Origin of the sequence: Algivirga pacifica, assembly GCF_039543525.1 — a bacterium.
GTDB classification, from domain to species: Bacteria; Bacteroidota; Bacteroidia; order Cytophagales; family Flammeovirgaceae; genus Algivirga; species Algivirga pacifica.
On sequence record NZ_BAABJX010000009.1, the window covers coordinates 1 to 22,686 of the forward strand.

Sequence of the window (22,686 nt, forward strand, 5' to 3'; positions counted from 1 at the left end):
CTCAACAGCCCGAAGGGCTCCTCAACAGCGAAGCGCTCAACCAGCGGCGCAAGCCGCCTCAACTGTCGGTTATTTATTCAAACTTAATAAGGCAAAGACTATTTTATGAATAGGCCTTGGTTTTCTGATAGAAATAAAGGTTTTTCTAAATACTGGTCCGAGCGAGGACACAAAGATTAGTATCTACGGAAGGATAAAAGAATAAAGTGCACTTAAAACCAAGCAGTATGAAAAATGTGAGCAATAGAAAAAAAGCATATGCCCTTTTTCTATTGATGGCGATAGCGACACAAGCATGGGGACAAGATAGTCTGTGGCAAAACTTAGTTAAGGGTAGTATATATGGAGAGTGGCGCTCATTTTATATGGTGACCGATAATACTGAGGGGTTAAAAGACTTTCAGGCTTTAACCACTGGAGGGAGAATAGGGTATGCAACAAAACCTTATAGGGGATGGAACTTAAAGACCGTATTTTATGCATCACAGAGTTTTGGAATCTCAGATTTAACGGCCTTGGATAGTGCCTCCCAAAGAAGAAGTAGGTATGAATTGGCTCTGTTGGATATACAAAATCCGGAGGATTTGACGGTGCTTTTATGGGGAGAGGCTTATTTACAATATCAAGATGAGAGGCATCAACTAAGAATCGGACGGATGCGATTAAAAACACCATTTCTTAACCTTCAGGATGGCCGTATGATTCCTACCTTGGTAGAAGGAGGATGGTATCGTTATAGGCAACATAAATGGTCTGCAGAAGGTGGAGTGATCTGGCGAGTTGCCCCCAGATCTACATCACGTTTTTTTGGAATTGGAGAAAGTGTTGGTATCAACGGAATAGGGAGGGGGCTTACAGGTGAATCTTCCCTTTATAGGGGGAATACCACCTCCAATGTTATCTTGATAGGAAATGTAAATTACACTCCTTTCCGTGATGTGCAATGGGAGGTGTGGGATTATTGGGTACATAACATATTCCATATGCCGTATACGGTATTGTTCTGGAATAAAGATTTTGAGGACTGGAAGTTCATCTCCGGAGTACAATACGCCTTCCAACATAAAGTAGGGAATGGAGGAAACGATCGACCATTATTTTCTTATTTCGAAAATCCCGGAGTGGTCCATATGGTAGGGGGCAGAGTTGGAGGGGAATACCGAGGGTGGAAGTTAACCCTGAATGCAAATGTGATCAGGGGAGATGGCCGTTTTCTTTTTCCAAGGGAGTGGGGCAGGGAGCCTTTATTTTCTTTTCAACGAAGAGAGCGGGCTGAGGGCACAGGGAATAGCGAAGGGATGATGGTGCAGTTGACAAAAGACTGGGAGTTTAGGAAATGGAAATTAAAGGCAGTGGCAGGGTATGGGTATTATTGGAGAAGTGATCCACTAAATGCCTTTGAGAATAAATATGCTATACCGGAGTATGAGCAACTTAACCTCAATCTTTTTGCTGATATCGGTAAGCGATGGAGAGTAGAGTACCTGATTGCTTACAAAGCCAATAAGGATGAGGCTGCCACTCGTCGTGCCTCTTTTATTATCAACAAGGTAGATATGGCCAATCACAATCTGGTGCTAACCTACCGTATAGGAGATGAGCGGTTTTAATTTTCAATGATTAGACTTCATCACGGTTTACTTCGTAGGAGTAGAAAATACAATTTCTTAATTGATTTTGAATAAATAATCGATAGTTGAGGCGACTTACGCCGCTGGTTGAGCGCTATGCTGTTGAGTAAAGCTTCGCTTTGTTGAGTTTTAGCGGTACTGCTCTTTCTCAACAGTCCGAAGGGGTACTCAACGGAGCGAAGCTCTACTCAACGGCACGTAGTGCTACTCAACAAAGCCATTCAGTAGTATGACGGTTGTTTATTCAAACGAAAATTATAAAAGGACTTAGTACTCAAAAAAGGTCAGTATTTCCCTGATGTTACTCACCGTTTGATAGGCCTTTCCTTCCAAAGTACTTTCATCTACCAACTCATGTACCCAGGTGGTATGATAAGGAACATGTACTGCTTGGGCACCTAAAGCGATCATAGGAAGAATATCGGATTTCAGAGAATTGCCGATCATCATCACTTCTTCAGCTTTAACATTGTGTCGCTGAAACAAAGCTTTATAGGTCGCTTCATCCTTTTCTGACACGATTTCCACATGATCAAAATAAGAGGCTAATCCCGAACGGGCTAATTTAGCTTCCTGATCAAACAGGTCACCCTTGGTCAAAACCATCAATTGATAACTACCCTTCAAGGCTTCCAGCGTATCTTTTACCCCATCCAAAAGTTCAATGGGAGAAGTCAATAATTCTTTTCCAAAGTCAATGATTTGCTGAATTTCTTTTCCGGTGATTTTCTCTTCAGAAAGTTCAATAGCCGTTTCGATCATCGATAAGGTAAAGCTCTTTCCCCCATACCCAAAGACGGCTAGATTTTTCTTTTCCGTAGCGTAAAGCAAGTCGTGAATGTCCGAGGTATCGATATAAGCAGATAACAATTTAGCGAACTTCTCTTGCGCATGAGTGAAATATGGTTCATTGACCCAAAGCGTATCGTCTGCGTCAAAAGCGATCATTTTTATCATTGATAGTCTTGATTTATTGTAAGTGAATGAATGCCAGAAGGCTTTTTCATGTTCATTTAACAAGTGAATAAGCGGACTCCAAAAGTATAATAATTATATATAGTAACCCAAAAACAATAATATGGATTTACAACTGAAAGGAAAACTGGCATTTATCAGTGGGTCGACCAAGGGGATTGGACGAGCGATTGCTGAGGCACTCTTAAAAGAAGGGGCAAGAGTCATTGTCAATGGACGAAGTAATACGGCTGCAGTAGTCGAAGAATTGAGGAAGATAGGAGATGCCGAAGGAATTGATGGGGATGTGTCTGATGCGACTCAGGCGGAGGAGATGTGTCAAAAAATAGCATCCTTTGGTGATCTAGATATTCTGGTGAACAATATGGGTACATTTACGCCCCAAAAGTTTGAAGAAATATCCGATCAGGATTGGATGGAGATTTTTGAGAAAAATGTATTGAGTACCATTCGATTGTCCCGTTTCTTTTTTCCTAAAATGTTGGAGCGTGACTTTGGTAGAGTGATCCATATTGCCAGTGAGGCAGGACTGAGGGGGTTGGAAAGTATGGTGCACTACTCTACCACCAAAGGCGCACAAGTGGTGATTGGAAGAGGAATGGCCAACCTTACGCTAGGGAGTGGTAAGAATGTCACCGTCAATAGTATTCTTCCCGGCCCGACCATGACAGAAGGAGTAAAGGAATGGTTGAAAGAGCGGGCAGAATATGAGGGCATGGCCGTAGAGGAGTTTGTCAGTAAGTTTTTCAAAGAGACCGAGCCTAACTCTTTACTACAACGATTTATCCGCCCTGAAGAGGTTGCCAATACAGTTGCTTATCTGGCCTCCCCACTCAGTAGCGCAATCAATGGAACTGCCCTAAGGGTAGAAGGAGGGCTGATTAAGCATATATAATTGTATGATAGCACAGGGCGATGCCCTGTGTGCCCTATAGCATCTTGATAAACTGCTCCTTGCTCAACTCCCATCGGTTGACTTCTTGCTCAAAAGTAAAGTTATTCGGTGTAGTGGTGTATTTTCTGATGAAATTGAACCCTACTTTTTCCAATACTTTATTCGGGGGTAGATTGAGCGCATAAGGTTCACAGATCAATTTGTCCAATTGAAAACTGCTAAAGAAAAAAGAGAGGGAGAATTTTAGCAACTCAAGACCAAACCCCTTGTGTCGGTCTGCAGAATGCCAAAGGTGCAAATGCATATTGGCTTGGTGCCCGTAATGTATTTGATTGATATTGGTATGTCCGGCAGGTTCTCCGTTTACTTCCCAGATCAGTGCATAGTTTTTCTTTTCCTTAAAAGGAAGCGAAAATTGCTTTTCCAGCATTTTGTAAAAATCTGCTTTTGGGGGGAGCTTCTTTACATCAGCTCCCATTGCTTTTAGGTAATCGGGAGAGGAGGAATACCAATAGTCAAGAATTAAAGGAATATCCTGTATAGTAGCTTCTCTGACACTGATATGATTTGAAGTCATAGTATGGTAAAATTTAGTATTTCAAAAAGTTATTCGAGGGGTTATCAGGATTTGATTTTTAACTGATTAACAACATTAATCAATCTTAAATTTAATATAAAATTTTAACTTTAGGAAGTTAAGGGGTAGGTTATTTGGTTTTTACTCTAATTATCATTGGATAATTTATAGTGCTTTAAAAGGTGAAAGGCGTAGAGATTATCATCATAATCTCTACGCCTTTCACTTTACTAAAGTGTAATAATATCGTTTTACAACAATATTTTTAGCCCTAAACTAATCCCATAAAAAGAGGGTTTTTGCTCCTCAATAGTAATAGGGTGTTCAGTCACATTCGTAATGGCTTTTTGTGCATAAGGAGCCACTGTCAGTAAGGCTTTAGGGTGGAATTGGTAACCCAGTTCCAGGCTTCCTGTAGCTGAAGCATAAACGCCTTCAAATTCATTCTCAAAAGGATTCTCCTTAACCTGCTCCTCCAAGGACGTTTCAAATTGTTGATCAAGCAACACATTGGTGGAAATTCCAGCGTAGGCATTAAGATGAAGTCGTTTCCTTTGCAGAAGGTTATAGCCAACTTCAACAGGAATAGCAATTCGTTGTTGTCTTAAGGTTTTGGTATAGCCATCTGAGGAGGCAACAGAGGAGTGATTAATCTGATGTCCTTCCAGTGTGCTGTGACTACCATCCTGATGCTTTAACAGGTAACTGCCATTTCCATTATAGGATAATGCGGTGTAGTCTAGGCCTGTTTGTACACTAAAACCTTTACCAATAGCCTTGGTAATACGTCCTCCAATAGAAAAAGTCAAGGAACGCTCGTATTCATGATCAGAAGCAATAGAGCTTCTCTGATCATTGAAATAACTTTCTTCCACAGGAACAAGGTCAGAGGATGCTGAGTGTTCTAATGATCGACTGAATAGAGTAGGAGAAGTACTGCCTGTACCTTGAGCAGTGACCACAGAAGCTGACATTGGCAAAGCATCTGTCTGAGGAGGCATGCTGAAAATAACATTTCTCCTTGGTTGAGGCTTTGTTATTGCCAGGTGCGTAGGCCCATCTTGTAGTGTTTGCCTTAATACTTTCTCTATACGAATTTCTTCTTCTACTTCTTCTGTCAAGGCCATAACGTTGTTGTGAACAGGACTGGCCGATGGGTAGATCGTTTGATATTGAGAAGGAGGATTATGATCTCCGGAGGCATTATTGGAGGTAGAAAATGTCGATTCCTTAAGAGAAAGAACATTTTCTTCCTGTAAAGGGGTATGCCTGGCAATGGCTTGCTGTTGGAAAGTATCCTCATACTCCAATGGCGCATCGGTCTTTAAGTACTCCATGGTTTGTATAGACGTTAGAATACTGATACAGGCTGCTAAGCCAGTCGTTACCCAGAAGGCAATCATTTTTCTGCTTTTTCCACTTCCATGAACTTCCTGTTCTATATTATTCCATACGCTCGGAGAAGGAGAGATGGAAGCCTGATCAAAGGCTGCCTGCCATTGATCTTCAAATTGAGTTCTTGATGTTTTATCCGGCTTTTTCATAAGCTTTTTTTTCTTCGGCTAAGAGTTGTGCCTTCAATAATTTTTTGGCTCGGGCATACTGAGACTTTGAAGTCCCTTCAGAGATCTGCAGTTGCTCCGCAATTTCTTTATGGGCATACCCTTCAATGGCATATAGGTTAAATACCATTTGGCACCCCACAGGTAATGCTTGTATCATTTCCAATAGCTCCTGAAAGCTGAAGTCAGATAAAAGAATATCTTGTTCATCTTTATAGTTGCTGTCTCCCACTTCTTCCATGGGATGTTCGTATAGTTTTTTACGTTGGTTGTTCAGAGCAGTATTGATGACAATGCGCTTGATCCAAGCCCCAATCGTAGCCTTACCCTCGTAAGTATTCATCTTCTGGAATACTTTAATAAAGGCTTCTTGCAAGACATCTTCTGCCTCTTCCAATGATTTGGAGTATCGGGCAGCGACAGCCAGCATATTGGCGGCATAACGTTCGTAGAGTAGCTGTTGTGCTTTACGTTTTCCTCTGATACAACCCTCTATCAGATCCTTTTCAGACATGTCAGTGGTTTTTGATTTCTAGAAGGTTCATGGTAAAGACCCTCTTGGTTCATGATTGGTTGTAAATATCCGTAAAGGTTGTCTTAATAAACGTTAGGGGCTGAGTTAAAGAACGTTATTTTTGTGGGCAGTGAGGCAGTGGACAGTGGACAGTGGACAGTGGACAGTGGACAGTGGACAGTGAGCAGTGAGGCAGTGAGGCAGTGAACAGTGGGTAATGGACCATACTGGTCGTAAGCTCTAGCTTACGACCAAAAGGCGCTTTGGAGGCTCCAGCCTCCAGTCACAGAGCACTATGACTGATAATTGATACTTTCCCAAATTGAAGAATAATTTTTCTCAATTTCTTCAAGAATCATCTTAAACCAAAAAGTAAATTGTTCCGGTTGTGCTTTAATCTCTTCCTCTAAAATATCTTTGGAAACCCATCGGTAGGTAGCGACTTCTTCTGGGTTGGGTTGGGGAACGCCTTCAAAATTACCGATCAAGACATGATCCAGTTCATGTTCTGTGAGTCCATTCTGAAAAGGAGCTTTATAAATAAAATGGTAAAGGTGTTTGACTTCGGCCTTTATACCCATTTCTTCCATTAATCGGCGACGTCCCGCTGAAACGATATCCTCTCCAGCTTTTGGGTGACTACAGCATGTATTCGTCCAAAGACCTCCTGAATGATATTTATCGAAAGCTCTTTGATGAATGAGCATTTCTCCCTTCTTATTAAAAAGCAGCACAGAAAAAGCGCGGTGAAGATCTCCATCCATATGTGCCTGAAGTTTTTCTTTATAGCCGATTACTTCATCTTTCTCATTAACCAGAATTACGTCTTGAACACTCATAATGCAATTTTTTGGATAGTAGAAAATCAATGTGCCTGATCCCCTATATCGTTAGTGGATAAAAAAGGCTCCAGATAAATGAACCTCTACAAAAAGTACAACATATCTATCTTATAACTCAATTTTTTGTTCAAAAAAAGATGATTTTTCTCTATTCCTCTATTGGCTTCTCATAAGAGCTTGTTTGGAACCACATCTTTTGGAATAAAACTCCTCTAATTTTGGCTGAAAAAGCCCTGATTATCCCCAAATAGAACCACTATTAGGCTCAAATCAGAACTTCTTCAGTCAATTTATAGAAGTTTTATTCTCAAAATCTGGATTCCAAACAAGCTCTAACTGACAACTCATAATTCAATTAATAATTGACCATTTGGTCAAAGTTTACTACCTTGTCTCCCACAGAATGAAATTTATCATTCTTCATTATTCATTCTTCATTAAAACAAGGTAATGCCAAGGACTTCGGAACAGTTTAAAGAGGTAAGGGAAAAGAGTAAAGAGCATATTATTAAAACAGCCCTTTACTTATTTGCAGAGCGAGGGTTTTACAGTACCTCCATTAGCATGATTGCCAAAGAAGCAGGAATTGCTAAAGGGGCACTCTATCATTATTTTGATAGTAAGGAGGACTTATTGAAGGCTATTATTGAGATGGGAATGGGAAAAATGGGCCATGCCATGGAAGTATTATTCTCTAATGTAGCTCCCATGGAGAAGTTGGAGGGAATGGTACGAACAACGGTAGCACTGATTGAGGATGATCCTCTGACCTGGAAGTTGATGATTGCGCTGACCATGCAACAACATCCTTCCGAGACAATGAAGGAAATCGTAGCTCCTTTAGAAAAAAAAGGGACAGAATTTTTCTTCCAAATGTTCAAAGACCTTAACATACCTCACCCAGAAGAGGAGGGATATGTATTGGCTGCTATTCTTGATGGATTAGCAATGCATCTTATTTTTAAAGGAGAGGATCATTACCCTGTAGAGAGGGTTGTCAACCACGTTTTGGATCGTTACCGAAGTATGGTTAAAAAGTAATCTTAATTTTTTTGTTATTTTTTCACTGAACGTTCAGTCAAAATGAAACACCGTTCAATAATATTCGTAAATAATACAAGATCATTCGATAGGGTTGTCACTTATCAAGAGCTTGTTTGGAATACTGATTTAGATAGAGAAAATTTCTATAACCTGTTCAAATCAAGTCAGATTTAAGGCGCACGCAGTGAGAATAGTGGTTCTATTTGATGAAAATATGAGTTGATTTGAATAGCGATTAGAGGAATTTTCTTTCTGAATCAGTATTCCAAACAAGCTCTAATACTAAACGATAAGCAATAACCGATCATCGGCATGCACAAGAGCAGAGTGATATTTATCCTTATAATAAATTAAATGATGAACAAGAACACATTACTAGCCGTCTTCCTATTATTTTTTGCGGCTATGGGGCAAGCACAAAGTGCTAAGGAAATTATTGCCAAATCAGATGAAGCAATGAGAGGAAACTCATCTGAAACCAACATTACCATGAAAATTATTCGACCGGAGTGGTCCAGGGAAATGAGTATGAAAAGCTGGTCCAAGGGAGATGACTATTTTATGGTATTGGTCACTGCTCCGGCCAAAGATCGAGGGACTGTTTCTCTTAAAAGAGGAAAAGAATTATGGAACTGGATGCCTTCTATTGAGCGCACGATCAAAGTGTCTCCTTCAATGATGTCTCAGTCCTGGATGGGATCAGACTTCTCTAATGACGATCTATTGGAAGCTACTTCTATCGTCAATGATTATACACACAAGATTGTAGGAGAAGAAAAAATCGATGGACATACTTGCTGGAAAATCGAGATGATACCCAACGAAGATGCAGCTATTGTATGGGGGAAGGTCAATGTATGGATTTCCAAGGAGCATTACTTGCAAATGAAAGCAGAGAACTTCGATGAGGATATGTATTTGGTCTCTACGATGGTAGCTAGTAAGGTAAAGCAAATGGGAGGGAAGTTATTACCAACCGTGATGGAAATGACTCCAGCAGACGAGCCGGGCAATAAGACGATTATGATCTATAATACTGCTAAGTTTGATCATAAGATCCCGGATAGTTTTTTCTCCATGCAGAACATGAGAAGGGTACGATAATTCCACTTTTTATTTGGACATAAATTTACAAACAACAATGAATAAACATCTCATTATTTTGGCCTGGAGGAATATCTGGAGGAACAAGATGAGAACGATCATTACCTTGGGATCTATCTTCTTTGCAGTATTGCTGAGTATGATGATGCGTTCTATGCAACTGGGAAGTTATGACATGATGATTGACAACTCTGTTCGTTTTTACTCCGGCTATTTGCAGGTACATGATAGCGCTTATTGGGAGAATAAATCCATCAACCGCATGATGGAAAATACAGCTTCCCTTAGAGAAACTATTGAAACGACAGCAGGTGTGGAGAGTGCCTTTACACGATTGGAAACTTTCGCTTTGTCCGCTTCCGATGAGCTTACTCGTCCCGTAATGGTCATGGGAATAACTCCAGAGGCAGAGGATCATATGAGCGGATTGGCAGAAAAGTTAACGGAAGGTGTATACCTGAAGGATCAGAGCAAGGGTGTGATGATCTCAGAGGGGTTGTCTTCTTATCTAAAATTGGGTGTGCAGGATACGATTGTCCTAATTGGGCAAGGGTATCATGGAGTCAATGCCGCTGCCAAGTATCCGATTGAGGGAATCATCGAGCATCCTAATCCTCAGATGAACAAAAACATGGTTTACCTTCCGGTAGCCTTGGCGCAATCTTTTGTCTATGCTCCTAATAGGATTACTTCTTATGTGATCAATGTGACGGATAGAGCGCAGTTACCCGCAATCAAGAAACACTTGAAAAATGAGTTGGGAGGGGAGTATGAAGTGATGGATTGGGCGGATTTGCAGCCGGAGCTTCAGCAGATGATTGAGTCAGATAACAGTGGAGGCGTGGTGATGATGCTGGTGCTCTATATGGTTATTGGTTTTGGTATTTTCGGAACGATCATGATGATGACGATGGAACGCTTCCGTGAGTTTGGGGTATTGGTCGCAGTAGGAATGAGAAAGGTTTCTTTGGCTACAATGATCACCTTGGAAGCCCTTTGGATTGGCATCTTGGGAGTGATCATTTCTTTTGTCGTAGGAGTACCCATTCTAATCTCCTTACATGAGAACCCTATCCCTCTACAAGGAGAAGCGGCAGAGGCCATGATCAAGATGGGAGTAGATCCCGTATTACCATTTTCTTTGAATGCAGAAGTATTTGCGATGCAAGGGATACTTGTTTTGCTTATCCTAATGGGGTGTTTACTGTACCCTTATTGGAAGATTGCTCGAATGAAGGTAGTAGAGGCTGTTCATGCTTAATTCGTAAGGAGTGACTATTGAGTTTGAATACATAATATTCATACTACCATTCCGCTTTGTTGAATCGTTGAATCGTTGAATTTCACCTTCGGTGAGTTGATTCGAGTTGATATGTTTTATGATTGTTGGTGTATTCAACCAACGCTTAAACTCGAATCAACGCTTCAACGAGCGAAGCTCAATTCAACGATTCAACAAAGCCCGTTGGTAGTATGATGGGTAAATATTCAAATTTAATGATAACACCTTATTTTAAAGACTTTAAATATAGAAACTATGATAACAAGTATATCCTGGAGAAACGTCTGGAGAAACAAGCTCCGTAGTGGAGTGATTATGTTTTCCATCGCTTTTGGGATTGTGGCAGGGGTGTTTGCCGTAGCCCTGACACAAGGATTGATAGAGCAACGTATTTCCGAATCCATAGAATTGGAAACTGGACATGTTCAGATTCATAATGTCCAGTACCTGGAAGAACAGGAAACGGGGCACTTTCTGGAAGGTATGGCTGACATACAATCTCAACTGAATGCACTTCCTGAAGTAGGTGCAGCCACTTATCGTACCAAGATCACTGCTATGGCGATGAGTGCCAATGGAAATGCAGGTATTCAGTTGATAGGTATTGATCCAGAAGAGGAAAAAACAGTCTTTGGACTGTCTGAGAAGTTGACAGACGGAGCCTATTTTGAAGGGATTAAAAGAAATCCGATTCTGATCAGTCAACGTACGGCAGAGAAGTTAAAACTAAAACTTCGTTCCAAAGTAGTTCTGACGATGCAAGACAATGACCATGAGATTGTAGGAGGGGCTTTTCGTGTAGTGGGTATTTTCAAAACCAGTAACTCGGGATATGACCAAGGAAATATGTTTGTCCGAAAGTCAGATCTGCAACGTATTGTGAAACTGGACGAAGTACATGAAGTTGTGATCAAGGCAACGGAAGGGTATACCCCTGAGCAAACCAAAGAGGCAATTGCTACGGTAATTCCATCTACCTGGAAAGAGCAGACCTGGGCAGAGATCATGCCCGAACTGGCTTATTATAATGAGAGTGGATCATTAAGCTCCCTAATCATTTTAGGAATTATCTTTTTAGCCTTAGCCTTTGCGATTCTAAATACCATGCTGATGGTAGTACTGGAAAGAGTGCAGGAGATAGGGGTATTGATGGCAGTAGGGATGGGAAGGTTGAAGATCTTTTCCATGATTGTGCTGGAGACCGTTTTCTTGTCTCTGGTGGGAGGTGTTGTAGGACTACTACTGAGTTATGGTTTGATAGAGTATTTCGGTAAAAATGGGATTGATATCGAAAACTCTGAAGGTTATGAGTCTTTGGGATTCAGCAGTGTCATATATCCAGAGATCAGTCCGGAGTTTTATCCCCAAGTGGCGATTGCCGTTGTGATCGTAGCGATTGCATCCTCTATTTTTCCGGCAGTCAAGGCATTGAAATTAAAGCCGAATGAGGCGATCAAAGGCCATCTGTAGGGCCGCGCCACTGGCGCGGTCGTACGGATGGTCGGGCATACGGATGGTCGGCCATTGATAGCGTAGCCGTATCCCAATGATATAGTGGCCGCAATAGTGTAGTTGCATCATCATATGGGGAAATAATCATTAAAAATTAAAAAAATAAAGCGATGATAAAGGTTAAAAATATAATGAAGACCTACAATGAGTCTTCTGTTCCAGTACATGCATTGAATGGCGTAAATATAGAGTTTGAGGCAGGAGAATTTACCGCAATTGTAGGGCCATCAGGATGTGGGAAAACGACCCTATTGAATATGATTGGAGGCATCGATCACCCAACCTCAGGAACCATAGAGGTAGATGGAATTGACCTGTCTCAATTGAGCAGCGGACAATTGATTGATTTTAGAAGAGATAATATTGGGTTTGTATTTCAAGATTACTCTTTGCTGCCGGTATTGACCGCTAGGGAGAATACTGAGTTCATTATGCAGTTACAAGGTAGACCGAAGCAAGAGTATACTGATAGAGCAGAGCAATTACTGAAAGAGGTTGGCTTGGGTGATCGTTTGGATCATCGTCCTTCCAAGCTTTCTGGAGGACAGCAGCAGCGTGTAGCGGTGGCAAGGGCTTTGGCTTCCCGTCCAAAGTTTGTTCTAGCAGATGAGCCAACAGCCAACCTTGATTCTAAATCAACGTCCGATCTATTGGATATTATGGAACGCCTGAATAAAGAAGAAGGAACGACATTTATTTTCTCAACACACGACCAAAGGGTGATTGATAAAGCACACCGTGTCATCCTTTTGGAAGATGGACAGGTAAAAGAGGACTCAAAAAAAAAGGTTCTGACTACATAATTTGAAAATGAATAAGATAATTTTAAAGACAACGTTCCTTCTAGGGTTACTTTTTAGTGTCTTTACACTACAAGCACAAGAAGAATTCCAAGAGGAAGAGTCAACAGATAAACCCTCCAATATCTATTTTGGAGGGTATCTAAAGTACTTGCAGACGATCGGTTTTCAGGAGTTGAATGATCGCTGGATTACAGATAACTTGATTCATAACCGATTGAATTTTAAATGGTATGCCTCTTCACAGGTGACGGTAGTTGCTGAGATGCGTAACCGATTGTTCTATGGGGAGACCGTTACCCTAACACCTAATTATGCTGATATCTATACGGCCAATAACAATTGGTTGGATTTAGGTGGTGTATGGTGGGAAGGGGAGTCTGTTGTGGGACATTCTACCTTGGATCGTGCCTATATTGATTGGACATTCAACGATTGGCAAATTCGTGCGGGAAGACAACGTGTCAACTGGGGACAAACCTTCGCATGGAACCCTAACGATATTTTCAATAATTACTCCTTATTTGATTTTGACTACGAGGAGCGTCCGGGTATGGATGGACTTTTGGTTCGAAAATATATTGGTATGGTTTCTTCGGTGGAACTGGCTGTAGCGATGGAAGAATCCTTTGAGGATATGACGATTGCAGGGATGTATCGCTTCAATCAATGGGCGTACGATTTTCAGGTATTGGCTGGAAAGATGCGTAAGGATTGGGTTGTTGGAGGAGGCTGGTCTGGACAGATTGGTGGAGCAGGCTTCAAGGGAGAAGCAAGTTACTTTTACCCTATTGAGCAGGATAGTGAGAGTGTAGAGCCTGCCGTGGTCGCTACAATGTCTACGGATTATACGTTTCCGAATACGTTATTTGTCAGTGTAGAAGGGATCTTTAACAGCGGAGGAGGAGATGCCATGAATCAAAATATTCTGGCCTTGGGAAGGGGAGAGACTCCAACGCCTCGCACATTGACCTTAAACAAATGGTCTATTTTAGGACAAGCGTCTTATCAGATTAATCCATTGGTGAATGCCGGGATGAGTAGTATTTATTTTATAGATGATAATTCAGCCTATTTTACAGCCAATACAAATATCTCCTTGTCCACGAATACAGAGCTATTATTGGCAACTCAGGCATTTGTGGGAGGGGAAGATAGTCAGTTTGGACAATCGGGAGTATTATTATTTTGGAGATTGAAATGGAGTTTTTAATACCGATGCGATAATATATCATGAAGCACATGCCTATTTTTTGTATATTGCATTCTGTCTATGCTCCCTTTGGAAACTTCTGTTTTTAGGGTAACTTTTTATAGTTCTCATTTTGAGGAGTGTAACATGCATAGATCATTAAATCATCAATAGAATAAGACCATGGAGAAACCATCCTATAATACAGAAAGACCGGAGTTGAAGTTGAAAGAGTACGGAAGAAACGTACAGAAGCTGGTAGAGTATATATCGGAAATTGAAGACAAGGAAAAAAGAAATCGTTATGCCAATACTTTGATTGGCTTGATGAAGCAATTGAATCCTAGCGTCAACTCCAATGATACCAATCAGCGTATCTGGGATCATCTCCATGTGATGGCTGATTTTAAATTAGAAGTGGATAGTCCTTACCCTGTACCTGAAATGGATGTGATGTATCGCAAGCCGGATCGTATGGAGTACCGTGACCATAAAATGCGCTTCAGACATTACGGAAGAAATATCGAAAAGCTGATTCAGGTGGCTAAGGATGAAGAAGACGAGGAGTTGAAATTGAAAGCTTTCGCCAACATCATGCGCTTGATGAAGAATTTCTATCAGTCTTGGAATGGTGATAATCCAGATGAAGTGGTGATCATGAAAGACATTGAGAAGATGGCTGAAGGAGGTGTTGATATGGAAAAAGTGCTAGAGAAATATCCTTTCTTGGTAGACCGTAGAACCTACAATGATATTATGGAGAAATTCTTGGCTAATAAAAGCAGAAGACTAGGAAAGTAGTTTCGATAGGAAGATTCCAAGTAAGCTCTTAATATTTCACCCAATCAATAAAGCACAATGTTACTGTTGAAGCTTTATTGATTGGGTATTTTTGTGATTAAAAAAATAGAATCAAATATAACTTTTTATAGAACGGCACGTAAAATGTAGTTATCGACTTTACCCAAAAAAACTGATAACTATGCAATTACTCTTTAATCATTACTTTTTACAAAAATACCGGAACTTAGTCTGGGGAAAGGGTATAGGCTTTAAGGTCTTTAAGCTTCTCCTGGAGCTGTATTTTGCTGGTATATTACTCCTAATGGGGTTTGTTTCAGGGAAATTATTGAAGGAATCTTTTGGTGAAGAGCAGGTGTTGCTGATGGCTACAAAGTTTCTTCTACTGTATTTGCTGGCAAATATAGGCTTGAGAGGACTGATGCAATCTTTTCCCCAAACACAGGTAAGACCTTATTTGCTACTTCAGGTGAGTAAAAGGAAACTGATGCATTTTCCTTTATTATTGTCCTTGGGAAGCAGGTTTAATTATTACCCCTTTTTGGTTATTCTTCCATTCTATTTCAAAACAGTATTACCCAATGAAACGCTTTTAGTCGGTATTAATTGGTTGACTATAGCGGTTACATTTCTTTGGGCGACCAATTACTATGCTTTTGCCTTAAAAAAATACTTCTCAAAATCCTTTTGGACTACTTTGGGAGTGATTCTTCCATTGGCAGCATTTACTTATTTGGAAGTAAGCGAATGGACCAATGTTACTGGATTCCTATCGACATTGCTATTGGGAATAGCAGAACAACCCTGGGGGATACTGATAGGAGTCATCTTGCTATTAAAGGCCTATGTGATCGCCTTCAAGGCAACGATGTCAGGAGTTTATCTGGATCGGGTGATTCATGTAGATCAGAAATTGAAAATTGAGGAATCAGACAACTCTTTATTGGCTTACCTGAATCGTTTTGGAAATGTAGGCTACCTAATGGCGGAAGAAATCAAGACCCTATGGCGACATAAGCGCAGTAAAAACACCTTGTTGATGTCTGTGTTCCTATTGTTTTATGGGCTTATTTTCTATACACAGGATATGTATAAGGAACAGGCTTGGGTATTGGTGTTTGTCCCTTTTATGACCATGGGGGTATTTGCCTTGAACTACGGGCAGATGATTTTCGCCTGGGAGAGTACCTATTTTGATTTTCTTTTGACTCAAAAAATTAAGATCAGAGATTATATAGAAGCGAAGTACTGGTTGATGATTTTAGGAACCACTTTGGGCTTTCTAGGAAGTGTTTTCTATGCTTATTTCGGCTGGCATATTCTCTGGATTAATTTGGCAGTTTATTTCTATCTCATCGGTATTGTTCCTGTTTACTTGATTTACTTTGGAACGTATAATCAGAAACGATTGGACTTAAGTGGAGGAAATGTAATGAACTTCCAAGGAGTCTCCGCTCACCAATTTTTATTGAATATACCGATCGCATTAGTACCGGTGTTATTTTATGTAACAATGGACTTTTTTGGACTTGATCATGTGGGATTAGGAATCATCGGTGGTTTGGGAGTAATGAGCTTGTTACTTAAAAACTACTGGATTAAAGACCTGGAGAAACAATTCCACAAGAGAAAATATATCATGGCTACTGGATTTAGAAAACAATAATAAAGATGATTCAACTCAATAACTTACAAAAAGAATATAAAGGAAAATTAGTATTAGATATTCCTTCTTTAACCCTTGAAAAAGGAGAATTACTGGGCCTTGTAGGAAATAATGGAGCTGGTAAAACAACACTCTTAAGCTTGGTGTTGGACTTGATTCAGCCATCTCAGGGAGAGGTGCTTTCCAATGGGATAGGAGTGGCGATGAGTGAGCATTGGAAAGTATACACTGCGGCTTATCTAGATGAAAATTTTCTGATCACTCACTTGACTCCGATGGAGTACTTGCGATTTGTGGGGCGATTACACGACTTAAATAAGGCTGATGTGGAAGCTTTTTTGGAGCGAGAAAAAGGCTTTATGGCAGAGGACTTACTTTATGGAACCACAATGATTCGTGATCTGTCCAAAGGAAACAAAGTGAAAGTAGGGATACTGTCGGTTCTATTATCTTCTCCAGCGTTATTGGTACTGGATGAGCCTTATGTCAATCTGGATCCTTCTTCTCAAGCTTGGTTAGTGAAACGGTTGAAGAAAGCCAATGAAGAGGGAACGACGGTATTGCTTTCAAGCCATGACCTGAACCATGTAGCTAAGTTGAGTACTCGTATTGTTTTATTGGAAGAAGGTAAGGTGGTAGAAGACATGCAGACTGACGACCATCTGTTAGATCGTTTGGAGCAGTATTTTAATGTGTGAAGTAAGGGCGTTCCTTGTGGTCGCCCCGACATATAGTATAGGTAGGTAATAAGTAAGGGCGTCCCTCGTGGTCGCCCTCATATTTTCAATATCATGGATTCTCTGGTGTAGTATCTAAAATCTGGACTCTTGCCTTTTCTTTTTCTATAGGATACTTTTTCCATTTAAAGAAGCGGAGGATAAGATTGGCAGCGATAAACCCAGCACCTATGGCGGCATGTTCTCCGGCATCATATTCATTATTGCTGACAGCAGGCTCTATGGCAGCAGATAGGAGGAATCCTAATCCCAATCCCAGGGTACCTATTCTTGCGATTTCGATTCCCTTCCGTTTGAAGCGGATTTCCTCAAAGGCGGTGAGGGGAATTTCGGCACCTGATTTACTCATGACCACTGAGGAGTCTTTTAATGCAAGAATTTCGTCTTCATGTAAAAAATTATCATCTTTTACTTTAAACCATAGTTGATCTCCTTCATATAGTTTAATACGCTTAGCATCATAGCGATCGATGGCTAGAAATGTTTGGGCTAATGCTCCTTGCAACGATAAGAATGTCAGTAAAAGTAGAATGTAGAGTGATTTCTGCATGAGGTATTAGGTTATGGATAAGTCAGCGCTGTTTCTGTTTACCGGTTACCATGTATAAACGATAAGCAATAACCGATAAACCTGATTCTTTTCCGTAGACTACGACAGGATTCAACTGAAGGCCTATAATATAATATACATAATTCTAAAGGATGCATCCCTAACAAATCTCACCTATTCTCACTTTAATCAAACAGCATCCATTTCACACCATACTCAAAGCTAAGCGCTTGCCCCATATAATTAGGCGTATCGAAGTAACCACTGAAGCTTCCTTGCAAGATATTGGTGACTTTGAAAAAGGCGTTGGTTCTCCTGATCTTAAAGTCAAAAAAGAAGTCCAATAAAGGATAGTTTCCAATTTCCTGATCATCTTGCAGATAGAACTGCTGAGTAATAGGAGAGAAGGCATCCGCGAGATAGGAAGAATTCCAATGCAGGTCAAATCCTGTGGATAGATAGACTTTCTTAAAGTCTTTTTCAAAGGACAGTTGATAGTTAGCAAAGAACTCAGGGGTTCGGAAAACCTCCTGACTATTATTGTTGGTGTAAATGACTTCTGCAATCTGTCGAATATACCATAAGGTAAAGTCTGTTTTAGCACCAAATCTTTGATAGTTGAGTAGTTCGTTATAAACCTCTGGACGCATATCTTGCTGGAAGTAAGTGTAGTCATTAATAAGGTTTACCTCTCCAAAGATTTCTACATATCCTTTTTTCCATGGGAAGCGAGGAGCGACATAGATGCGAGAACTTTCCGTATTTCCAAAATCATTTCTCCAACTGAAAAATGGGCTGATAAATTGTTTTCTAACAATATCCTGGGTGTAGTTATATTGAGCCGCATAGGCATACAAGAAGTTGGCTTTTACACTGGCCTTGGCTTGAAAAGCATTGTTGTTGCCCAACTCTTTTTCGGCAGAAATATTAATCTGGTAACGATCGTTTTTAGCAGGAACTAATGACAACTGCCCCCCTACGAAGAGTTGTCCATCAATATTGACGGGTTGAGTATAGACTCCAGAGTGTTCTTGTCGGGCTTTCTGAAAACGATGACGGGCGTAAGCTGCCCAGAAAAAATCACCCTTTCTACCTTTGGCTCCCGCTTGGTTTTCATAATAGTTCATGCGGTAGGTGTAGGAGGCCGTATCGGGAAAGAAGTTGGTAGCTTCCTCTGTCCCAGTTTCTACACCGATAAAAGGAGCGTAGTAATCAAGGTTGGTATTGGGAGAATTGTCCTGATACCTTAGGAGCTGGTCAGAGGTCTTGAACTTATGAAATACCTGCAAGCTAGCAGAGTCAGCAATAGCATATTGATGGTAAAGCTGGAAGTTATACTCTCGTTTATCTGATCGTGTAGTACTTTGGTTAAGATTATTCTCTAAACGATTCAATACCCGGTAAAGGTCTGTAAACTCAAAATCTTCTACGCTACCCGCCACATTTACTTTGAGCGTGGAGTCGATACTGATTCCCCCTGTTTCAGGGCCATTATGCAATGCTTGTTTGTAATAGGCAAAGAGCTTATACTTTTGATTAGGAGTTTCATATCGAGTAGTCATTTGAAATTGATTCAACACCTGATCAAATAGATACGATTGTATAACATCTTCCCCTTGCAATAGCCAGCCAGAACGTATTTCCAAACGGGCACTGAAATCCCACCAAGGGGTAAGGTTACGGGCAAAAAGCACATCAATCATGGAACGGCGATCTCCACCTATAACAGCATTCCAAACGGATACGGGAGTGAACGCATTGAAGAAACGAATATCTTTTTCCTGATACCAATAATGTGGGCGATAGGCGTCAAAACCTATACGTTCTCCAATGTCATCAGGCAATTGATACCATAGGTAACGGGCAGGGCTGGCATTGTTGGCGGTATACTGCAGTTTCCAGTCATGTTTGTCCCTTACATTGTAACGGTGTGTGTTGTGTAATGTACTGTCCAGATAATGTTCTGTCCATTTAATCTCATAGACATCTTTTAAGGTAAGGTACCTGGAAGTGTGTGGACCATATTTCCAAGTGGTATCCTTTTCTAGAGTGATGCCTTCTTTATTAGGCTCAATCTTTTTCGTAGTATCTTGTTTAGCTTCCTCTAGAAAATCATTTTGAGCAAAAACAGATGTGGTAAAGATTGTCAGTAATGAAAAAAAAAGTAATAGACGTATACGCATCCTGATCGGTTTCAATTCAATTTTAGCTTTCGGTAAAATTACGTCTATCCAAGGGATATATAAAAGAAGTTGATTATTTAATATTGGTTAAAAAAGTAAGATGAGTCATCCCATATTAACATTTAGGGGGTGACTCATCTTTTTTTGTTTAAAAAGTACCTTTATATATTTAAAAACGGCCTTGAAGAATTGCCGTCAAAATTTTTAATTGTAAGAGCGTTAAGAAAATTCCATTGTTTGAGCGTAGCGAGTTTGGAATTTTTAGCTTTTGCGATTAAAAATTAGGCAAATTCTTCAAAGCCTTGATTTTTTTGCTTCGTTTTTTCATCAAGGAAAAAATGAAGAAGCTCATAAAAGGCTTGTTAGATAGCTGTAAAGTGATGAACTTTCAGAAAACTAAGCCATTTGTTAATATGGGATGATTCATGTTAGAGCTTGTTTGGAATAATTACTCTTTGATTATTTTTTTGACTACACTTTCTTCATCTGTAGAAATGATAAGTAAATAAATCCCTTGCTTATACTCATTAAAAGGGAGAGCATATTTGAAACCTCCAGACCATTTCCCAAACTGTTTTTCAAAAAGTATTTGTCCTGTCATGCTACTGATAGCTAAAGATAGCGTCGAGGTGGTTTTCAATGGAACCTGTATGATTACCTTATCTGTAATAGGATTGGGATAAATGGATACTTTTTGTTTGGGGAACTGTTCTGTAGAAGTGAAAACAGAATTGACAATTATGGTATTTGTACTTTCTGTAGCTTCATAGGCCTCATTTCCTTCTGAATAGAGACGAAGAGTGATATCACCGATTTGCTGAATCTTTAGTATCGAGTCTTCTAAGGTGGCATTACCTTCTGTCACTTCATAGAAGATTGCTAGCCCTGCATCTGTTTTTAAAGAGGGAAGTACCATTGAAGTGTTGGCTTGTGCTTCTTCGATTCCAATATTGCTTGAGATACTGTCTTGGCGTTTGATAATGCTAAATGTCATAGAGTCTATAGCACTCCAATATTCAGCAGTCTCATGTTGAACGGCTTTGATTTTTACTTGTCCAATAGCGTTAGGAGCTAGGGTAACGATGTTACTGTCCAATGAGATAAGGTCTTCTCCCTCTTCTATAAACCAGTTGATATTACCATTACTATTCGTTGCTGCACTCAACTCAAACGGATCACTATTGACCAGTACTTCCTCTACTTCATTGATAGCAAGTTTAGTGATATTTTTACCATCAGCAAATAGCCATTCCAGGGCCCACTGTGTTTGAGAGGTGGTATTGTTTTTAATCCACTTAATAAGGTAGGCGTTTCCATAGGTTACCTCAAGGTTGAGGTAATCTTGTTTAGCGTCGTCATGTAGGTAAACCTTGGAGGCAATTAATTCCCCATCACATTCCTGGTAAACCTCAACTTTAGTGTTTTCATCGGTATGCTCCATCGGGTATAAGGCAATAGTTCCTTCCATGTTTGCTGTAAAGGAATACCATTGTTCAGATCCATGGGTTTCATGAGTTCCTGCAGTAATAGGATCTGCTGTAGCGCAATCATTTGCTACGACCGTTATTCCAAAGCCTGCCATTGACATGTTGAAGTAATCAGTATCAGGGGATACAATACGAAGTTCTACAACACCGATTTTGTCAAAAGTAAGGCTATCACCTTCCAAGGTAGCAACGGTGCTATCTTGTAAAGAATATTCTATAGGTGCATCACTGTTTGATGTAGCCTCTAGTCGTATAGCGCTGCCTTTTACGACTTTTGTTGGTATAAGACTATAGTTAAGGTTATGATACATTTTACCTTGTTCAATATACCAGGTGGTGGATTCATCTTCAGCATTGTTTTGTATCCACTGAATCTTGATTGTTTCTCCAGTTTGTAGGTCAAGAGCTGTAATGAGCCAAGGACCGGATACATTGCCTTCAGCGATCAAGTTTCCATCGCAAGCATCATATATGTTTAAGGCACCAGTGGTGTCTCTTTTTCCAATAGTAACTTGTCCGTCTTGTGTTGCTGTATAGTGAAACCATTGTTCACTACCAAAGGCATTGTAAGAGGTAGAAGGAGAGTCGTAATATTTTTTTTCCTGTATAGTAACTTCTATACTGCTGTCACATGTACGACTGATATCTCCAGTTTGGTGTGATAGATAGACCCAGTCACTGTCATTGTTTTTTATTCTGATATAATATAATGTGTTGGGAGTAAGGTCTGATATGGTGAGACTATCACTATATCCTTGGTATGTTATTGTATACCTTGTAGGATCAGTGGAATATGAAAGGTGTATAGTTGTTCCAGAAGTGTCTTCCCAATGAATGGTGAAACGATCATAAGATACATCTGATACGGTAATATTATAGGGAGGAGCAGCCGTTTGAGCATGGACTGTCGTAAGACTTAAGAATAGGTTTGTTAATACTAAAAGTAGTAGTGTTTTTTTCATGGTAAAAAGGGGGTATAATAAAAATATTTCCGAGTAGAGAATTTGAAAATAGCTTTGATTGCATTAAAAAAATGAAAGTAGCATTTCAAATGCTCAAAACTATCTATTGATAGACGATTAGACAATATTTTTTACAAAAAAATAAAATGAGTCATCCCATATTAACATTGAAGGAATGACTCATTTTTTTGTTTAAAGATTGCCTTTATATATCTAAAAATGGCCTTGAAGAATTTGCCTAATTTTTAGCTTTTGCGATTAAAAATTAGGCAAATTCTTCAAAGCCTTGATTTTTTTGCTTCGTTTTTTCATCAAGGAAAAAATGAAGAAGCTCATAAAGGGCTTGTAAGATAGCTATAAAGTGATGAAT

At 40.0% G+C, this 22,686-nt stretch carries 19 protein-coding genes; 11 read left to right on the forward strand and 8 right to left on the reverse strand.

The features are described 5' to 3' along the window. The first annotated feature begins 227 nt into the window (after positions 1-227). A complete protein-coding gene (locus ABD985_RS02095; RefSeq protein WP_345368789.1) occupies positions 228-1,610 on the forward strand; it encodes a hypothetical protein in 1,383 nt (460 codons plus the stop codon). Positions 1,611-1,898: 288 nt separating this feature from the next. Here the strand turns inward: ABD985_RS02095 and ABD985_RS02100 are convergent, their stop codons facing one another. Next, positions 1,899-2,588 carry an HAD family hydrolase gene (locus tag ABD985_RS02100; RefSeq protein ID WP_345368791.1) on the reverse strand — a complete coding sequence of 230 codons (690 nt, stop codon included), beginning with the start codon at positions 2,586-2,588 and terminating at the stop codon, positions 1,899-1,901. 121 nt (positions 2,589-2,709) lie between these two features. Here ABD985_RS02100 and ABD985_RS02105 point away from each other — a divergent pair, with 121 nt between their 5' ends. Next, the gene (locus tag ABD985_RS02105) at positions 2,710-3,501 is read left to right on the forward strand and encodes an SDR family NAD(P)-dependent oxidoreductase (protein WP_345368792.1); all 792 of its coding nucleotides are present in this window, start codon (positions 2,710-2,712) and stop codon (positions 3,499-3,501) included. A gap of 34 nt (positions 3,502-3,535) precedes the next feature. On the opposite strand, the gene ABD985_RS02110 is transcribed toward ABD985_RS02105, so the two are convergent. The 4 genes from ABD985_RS02110 to idi all read right to left on the reverse strand — a co-directional run bounded on the left by ABD985_RS02110 (position 3,536) and on the right by idi (position 6,993). Then, a complete protein-coding gene (locus tag ABD985_RS02110) occupies positions 3,536-4,078 on the reverse strand; it encodes a GNAT family N-acetyltransferase (protein ID WP_345368793.1) in 543 nt (180 codons plus the stop codon). Between the two features lie 251 nt (positions 4,079-4,329). Then, complete coding sequence (locus ABD985_RS02115; protein ID WP_345368794.1) at positions 4,330-5,622, reverse strand: outer membrane beta-barrel protein; 1,293 nt, start codon at positions 5,620-5,622, stop codon at positions 4,330-4,332. Continuing rightward, positions 5,606-6,154: an RNA polymerase sigma factor gene (locus ABD985_RS02120; protein ID WP_345368795.1), complete on the reverse strand. Its 549-nt coding sequence runs from the start codon at positions 6,152-6,154 to the stop codon at positions 5,606-5,608. Before ABD985_RS02120 ends, ABD985_RS02115 begins: the two co-directional genes overlap by 17 nt. Positions 6,155-6,447: 293 nt before the next feature. Continuing rightward, a complete protein-coding gene (idi, locus tag ABD985_RS02125) occupies positions 6,448-6,993 on the reverse strand; it encodes an isopentenyl-diphosphate Delta-isomerase (RefSeq protein ID WP_345368797.1) in 546 nt (181 codons plus the stop codon). Between the two features lie 453 nt (positions 6,994-7,446). Between idi and ABD985_RS02130 the strand changes: the two genes are divergently transcribed. The 9 genes from ABD985_RS02130 (at position 7,447) to ABD985_RS02170 (ending at position 17,095) form a co-directional block, all read left to right on the forward strand. Beyond that, complete coding sequence (locus ABD985_RS02130; protein WP_345368799.1) at positions 7,447-8,037, forward strand: TetR/AcrR family transcriptional regulator; 591 nt, start codon at positions 7,447-7,449, stop codon at positions 8,035-8,037. Between the two features lie 357 nt (positions 8,038-8,394). Beyond that, complete coding sequence (locus tag ABD985_RS02135; protein ID WP_345368800.1) at positions 8,395-9,144, forward strand: outer membrane lipoprotein-sorting protein; 750 nt, start codon at positions 8,395-8,397, stop codon at positions 9,142-9,144. A 37-nt stretch (positions 9,145-9,181) separates the two neighbouring features. Continuing rightward, entirely contained in the window at positions 9,182-10,405 is a 1,224-nt protein-coding gene (locus ABD985_RS02140) for an ABC transporter permease (RefSeq protein ID WP_345368802.1), read from the forward strand. Positions 10,406-10,681: 276 nt separating this feature from the next. Continuing rightward, complete coding sequence (locus ABD985_RS02145; protein ID WP_345368804.1) at positions 10,682-11,896, forward strand: ABC transporter permease; 1,215 nt, start codon at positions 10,682-10,684, stop codon at positions 11,894-11,896. Positions 11,897-12,069: 173 nt separating this feature from the next. Further along, positions 12,070-12,741 carry an ABC transporter ATP-binding protein gene (locus ABD985_RS02150; RefSeq protein ID WP_345368806.1) on the forward strand — a complete coding sequence of 224 codons (672 nt, stop codon included), beginning with the start codon at positions 12,070-12,072 and terminating at the stop codon, positions 12,739-12,741. Positions 12,742-12,748: 7 nt separating this feature from the next. Further along, positions 12,749-13,951, forward strand: a complete 1,203-nt coding sequence (locus ABD985_RS02155; RefSeq protein ID WP_345368808.1) for a hypothetical protein — start codon at positions 12,749-12,751, stop codon at positions 13,949-13,951. Positions 13,952-14,113: 162 nt separating this feature from the next. After that, entirely contained in the window at positions 14,114-14,731 is a 618-nt protein-coding gene (locus ABD985_RS02160; RefSeq protein WP_345368810.1) for a DUF4290 domain-containing protein, read from the forward strand. Between the two features lie 181 nt (positions 14,732-14,912). Next, a complete protein-coding gene (locus ABD985_RS02165) occupies positions 14,913-16,397 on the forward strand; it encodes a DUF5687 family protein (protein ID WP_345368812.1) in 1,485 nt (494 codons plus the stop codon). 5 nt (positions 16,398-16,402) lie between these two features. Further along, positions 16,403-17,095 carry an ABC transporter ATP-binding protein gene (locus ABD985_RS02170; protein WP_345368814.1) on the forward strand — a complete coding sequence of 231 codons (693 nt, stop codon included), beginning with the start codon at positions 16,403-16,405 and terminating at the stop codon, positions 17,093-17,095. A 91-nt stretch (positions 17,096-17,186) separates the two neighbouring features. On the opposite strand, the gene ABD985_RS02175 is transcribed toward ABD985_RS02170, so the two are convergent. The 3 genes from ABD985_RS02175 to ABD985_RS02185 all read right to left on the reverse strand — a co-directional run bounded on the left by ABD985_RS02175 (position 17,187) and on the right by ABD985_RS02185 (position 22,316). After that, positions 17,187-17,684, reverse strand: coding sequence for a hypothetical protein (locus tag ABD985_RS02175; RefSeq protein WP_345368816.1), 498 nt, complete (start codon positions 17,682-17,684; stop codon positions 17,187-17,189). 185 nt (positions 17,685-17,869) lie between these two features. Beyond that, positions 17,870-19,882 (reverse strand): putative porin, encoded by a 2,013-nt coding sequence (locus ABD985_RS02180; protein ID WP_345368818.1) that lies wholly within the window; start codon positions 19,880-19,882, stop codon positions 17,870-17,872. 433 nt (positions 19,883-20,315) lie between these two features. Continuing rightward, positions 20,316-22,316 carry a T9SS type A sorting domain-containing protein gene (locus tag ABD985_RS02185; RefSeq protein ID WP_345368819.1) on the reverse strand — a complete coding sequence of 667 codons (2,001 nt, stop codon included), beginning with the start codon at positions 22,314-22,316 and terminating at the stop codon, positions 20,316-20,318. Positions 22,317-22,686: the final 370 nt, after the last annotated feature.

What these genes read in the sequence shown, in the direction of transcription:
- ABD985_RS02140 (WP_345368802.1), top strand. Translation starts at nt 9,182, where the DNA reads ATGAATAAACATCTCATTATTTTGGCCTGGAGGAATATCTGGAGGAAC.
- ABD985_RS02150 (WP_345368806.1), top strand. Translation starts at nt 12,070, where the DNA reads ATGAAGACCTACAATGAGTCTTCTGTTCCAGTACATGCATTGAATGGC.
- ABD985_RS02145 (WP_345368804.1), top strand. Translation starts at nt 10,682, where the DNA reads ATGATAACAAGTATATCCTGGAGAAACGTCTGGAGAAACAAGCTCCGT.
- ABD985_RS02095 (WP_345368789.1), top strand. Translation starts at nt 228, where the DNA reads ATGAAAAATGTGAGCAATAGAAAAAAAGCATATGCCCTTTTTCTATTG.
- ABD985_RS02165 (WP_345368812.1), top strand. Translation starts at nt 14,913, where the DNA reads ATGCAATTACTCTTTAATCATTACTTTTTACAAAAATACCGGAACTTA.
- ABD985_RS02115 (WP_345368794.1), bottom strand. Translation starts at nt 5,622, where the DNA reads ATGAAAAAGCCGGATAAAACATCAAGAACTCAATTTGAAGATCAATGG.
- ABD985_RS02130 (WP_345368799.1), top strand. Translation starts at nt 7,447, where the DNA reads ATGCCAAGGACTTCGGAACAGTTTAAAGAGGTAAGGGAAAAGAGTAAA.
- ABD985_RS02105 (WP_345368792.1), top strand. Translation starts at nt 2,710, where the DNA reads ATGGATTTACAACTGAAAGGAAAACTGGCATTTATCAGTGGGTCGACC.
- ABD985_RS02120 (WP_345368795.1), bottom strand. Translation starts at nt 6,154, where the DNA reads ATGTCTGAAAAGGATCTGATAGAGGGTTGTATCAGAGGAAAACGTAAA.
- idi (WP_345368797.1), bottom strand. Translation starts at nt 6,993, where the DNA reads ATGAGTGTTCAAGACGTAATTCTGGTTAATGAGAAAGATGAAGTAATC.
- ABD985_RS02175 (WP_345368816.1), bottom strand. Translation starts at nt 17,684, where the DNA reads ATGCAGAAATCACTCTACATTCTACTTTTACTGACATTCTTATCGTTG.
- ABD985_RS02110 (WP_345368793.1), bottom strand. Translation starts at nt 4,078, where the DNA reads ATGACTTCAAATCATATCAGTGTCAGAGAAGCTACTATACAGGATATT.
- ABD985_RS02155 (WP_345368808.1), top strand. Translation starts at nt 12,749, where the DNA reads ATGAATAAGATAATTTTAAAGACAACGTTCCTTCTAGGGTTACTTTTT.
- ABD985_RS02135 (WP_345368800.1), top strand. Translation starts at nt 8,395, where the DNA reads ATGATGAACAAGAACACATTACTAGCCGTCTTCCTATTATTTTTTGCG.
- ABD985_RS02185 (WP_345368819.1), bottom strand. Translation starts at nt 22,316, where the DNA reads ATGAAAAAAACACTACTACTTTTAGTATTAACAAACCTATTCTTAAGT.
- ABD985_RS02160 (WP_345368810.1), top strand. Translation starts at nt 14,114, where the DNA reads ATGGAGAAACCATCCTATAATACAGAAAGACCGGAGTTGAAGTTGAAA.
- ABD985_RS02100 (WP_345368791.1), bottom strand. Translation starts at nt 2,588, where the DNA reads ATGATAAAAATGATCGCTTTTGACGCAGACGATACGCTTTGGGTCAAT.
- ABD985_RS02170 (WP_345368814.1), top strand. Translation starts at nt 16,403, where the DNA reads ATGATTCAACTCAATAACTTACAAAAAGAATATAAAGGAAAATTAGTA.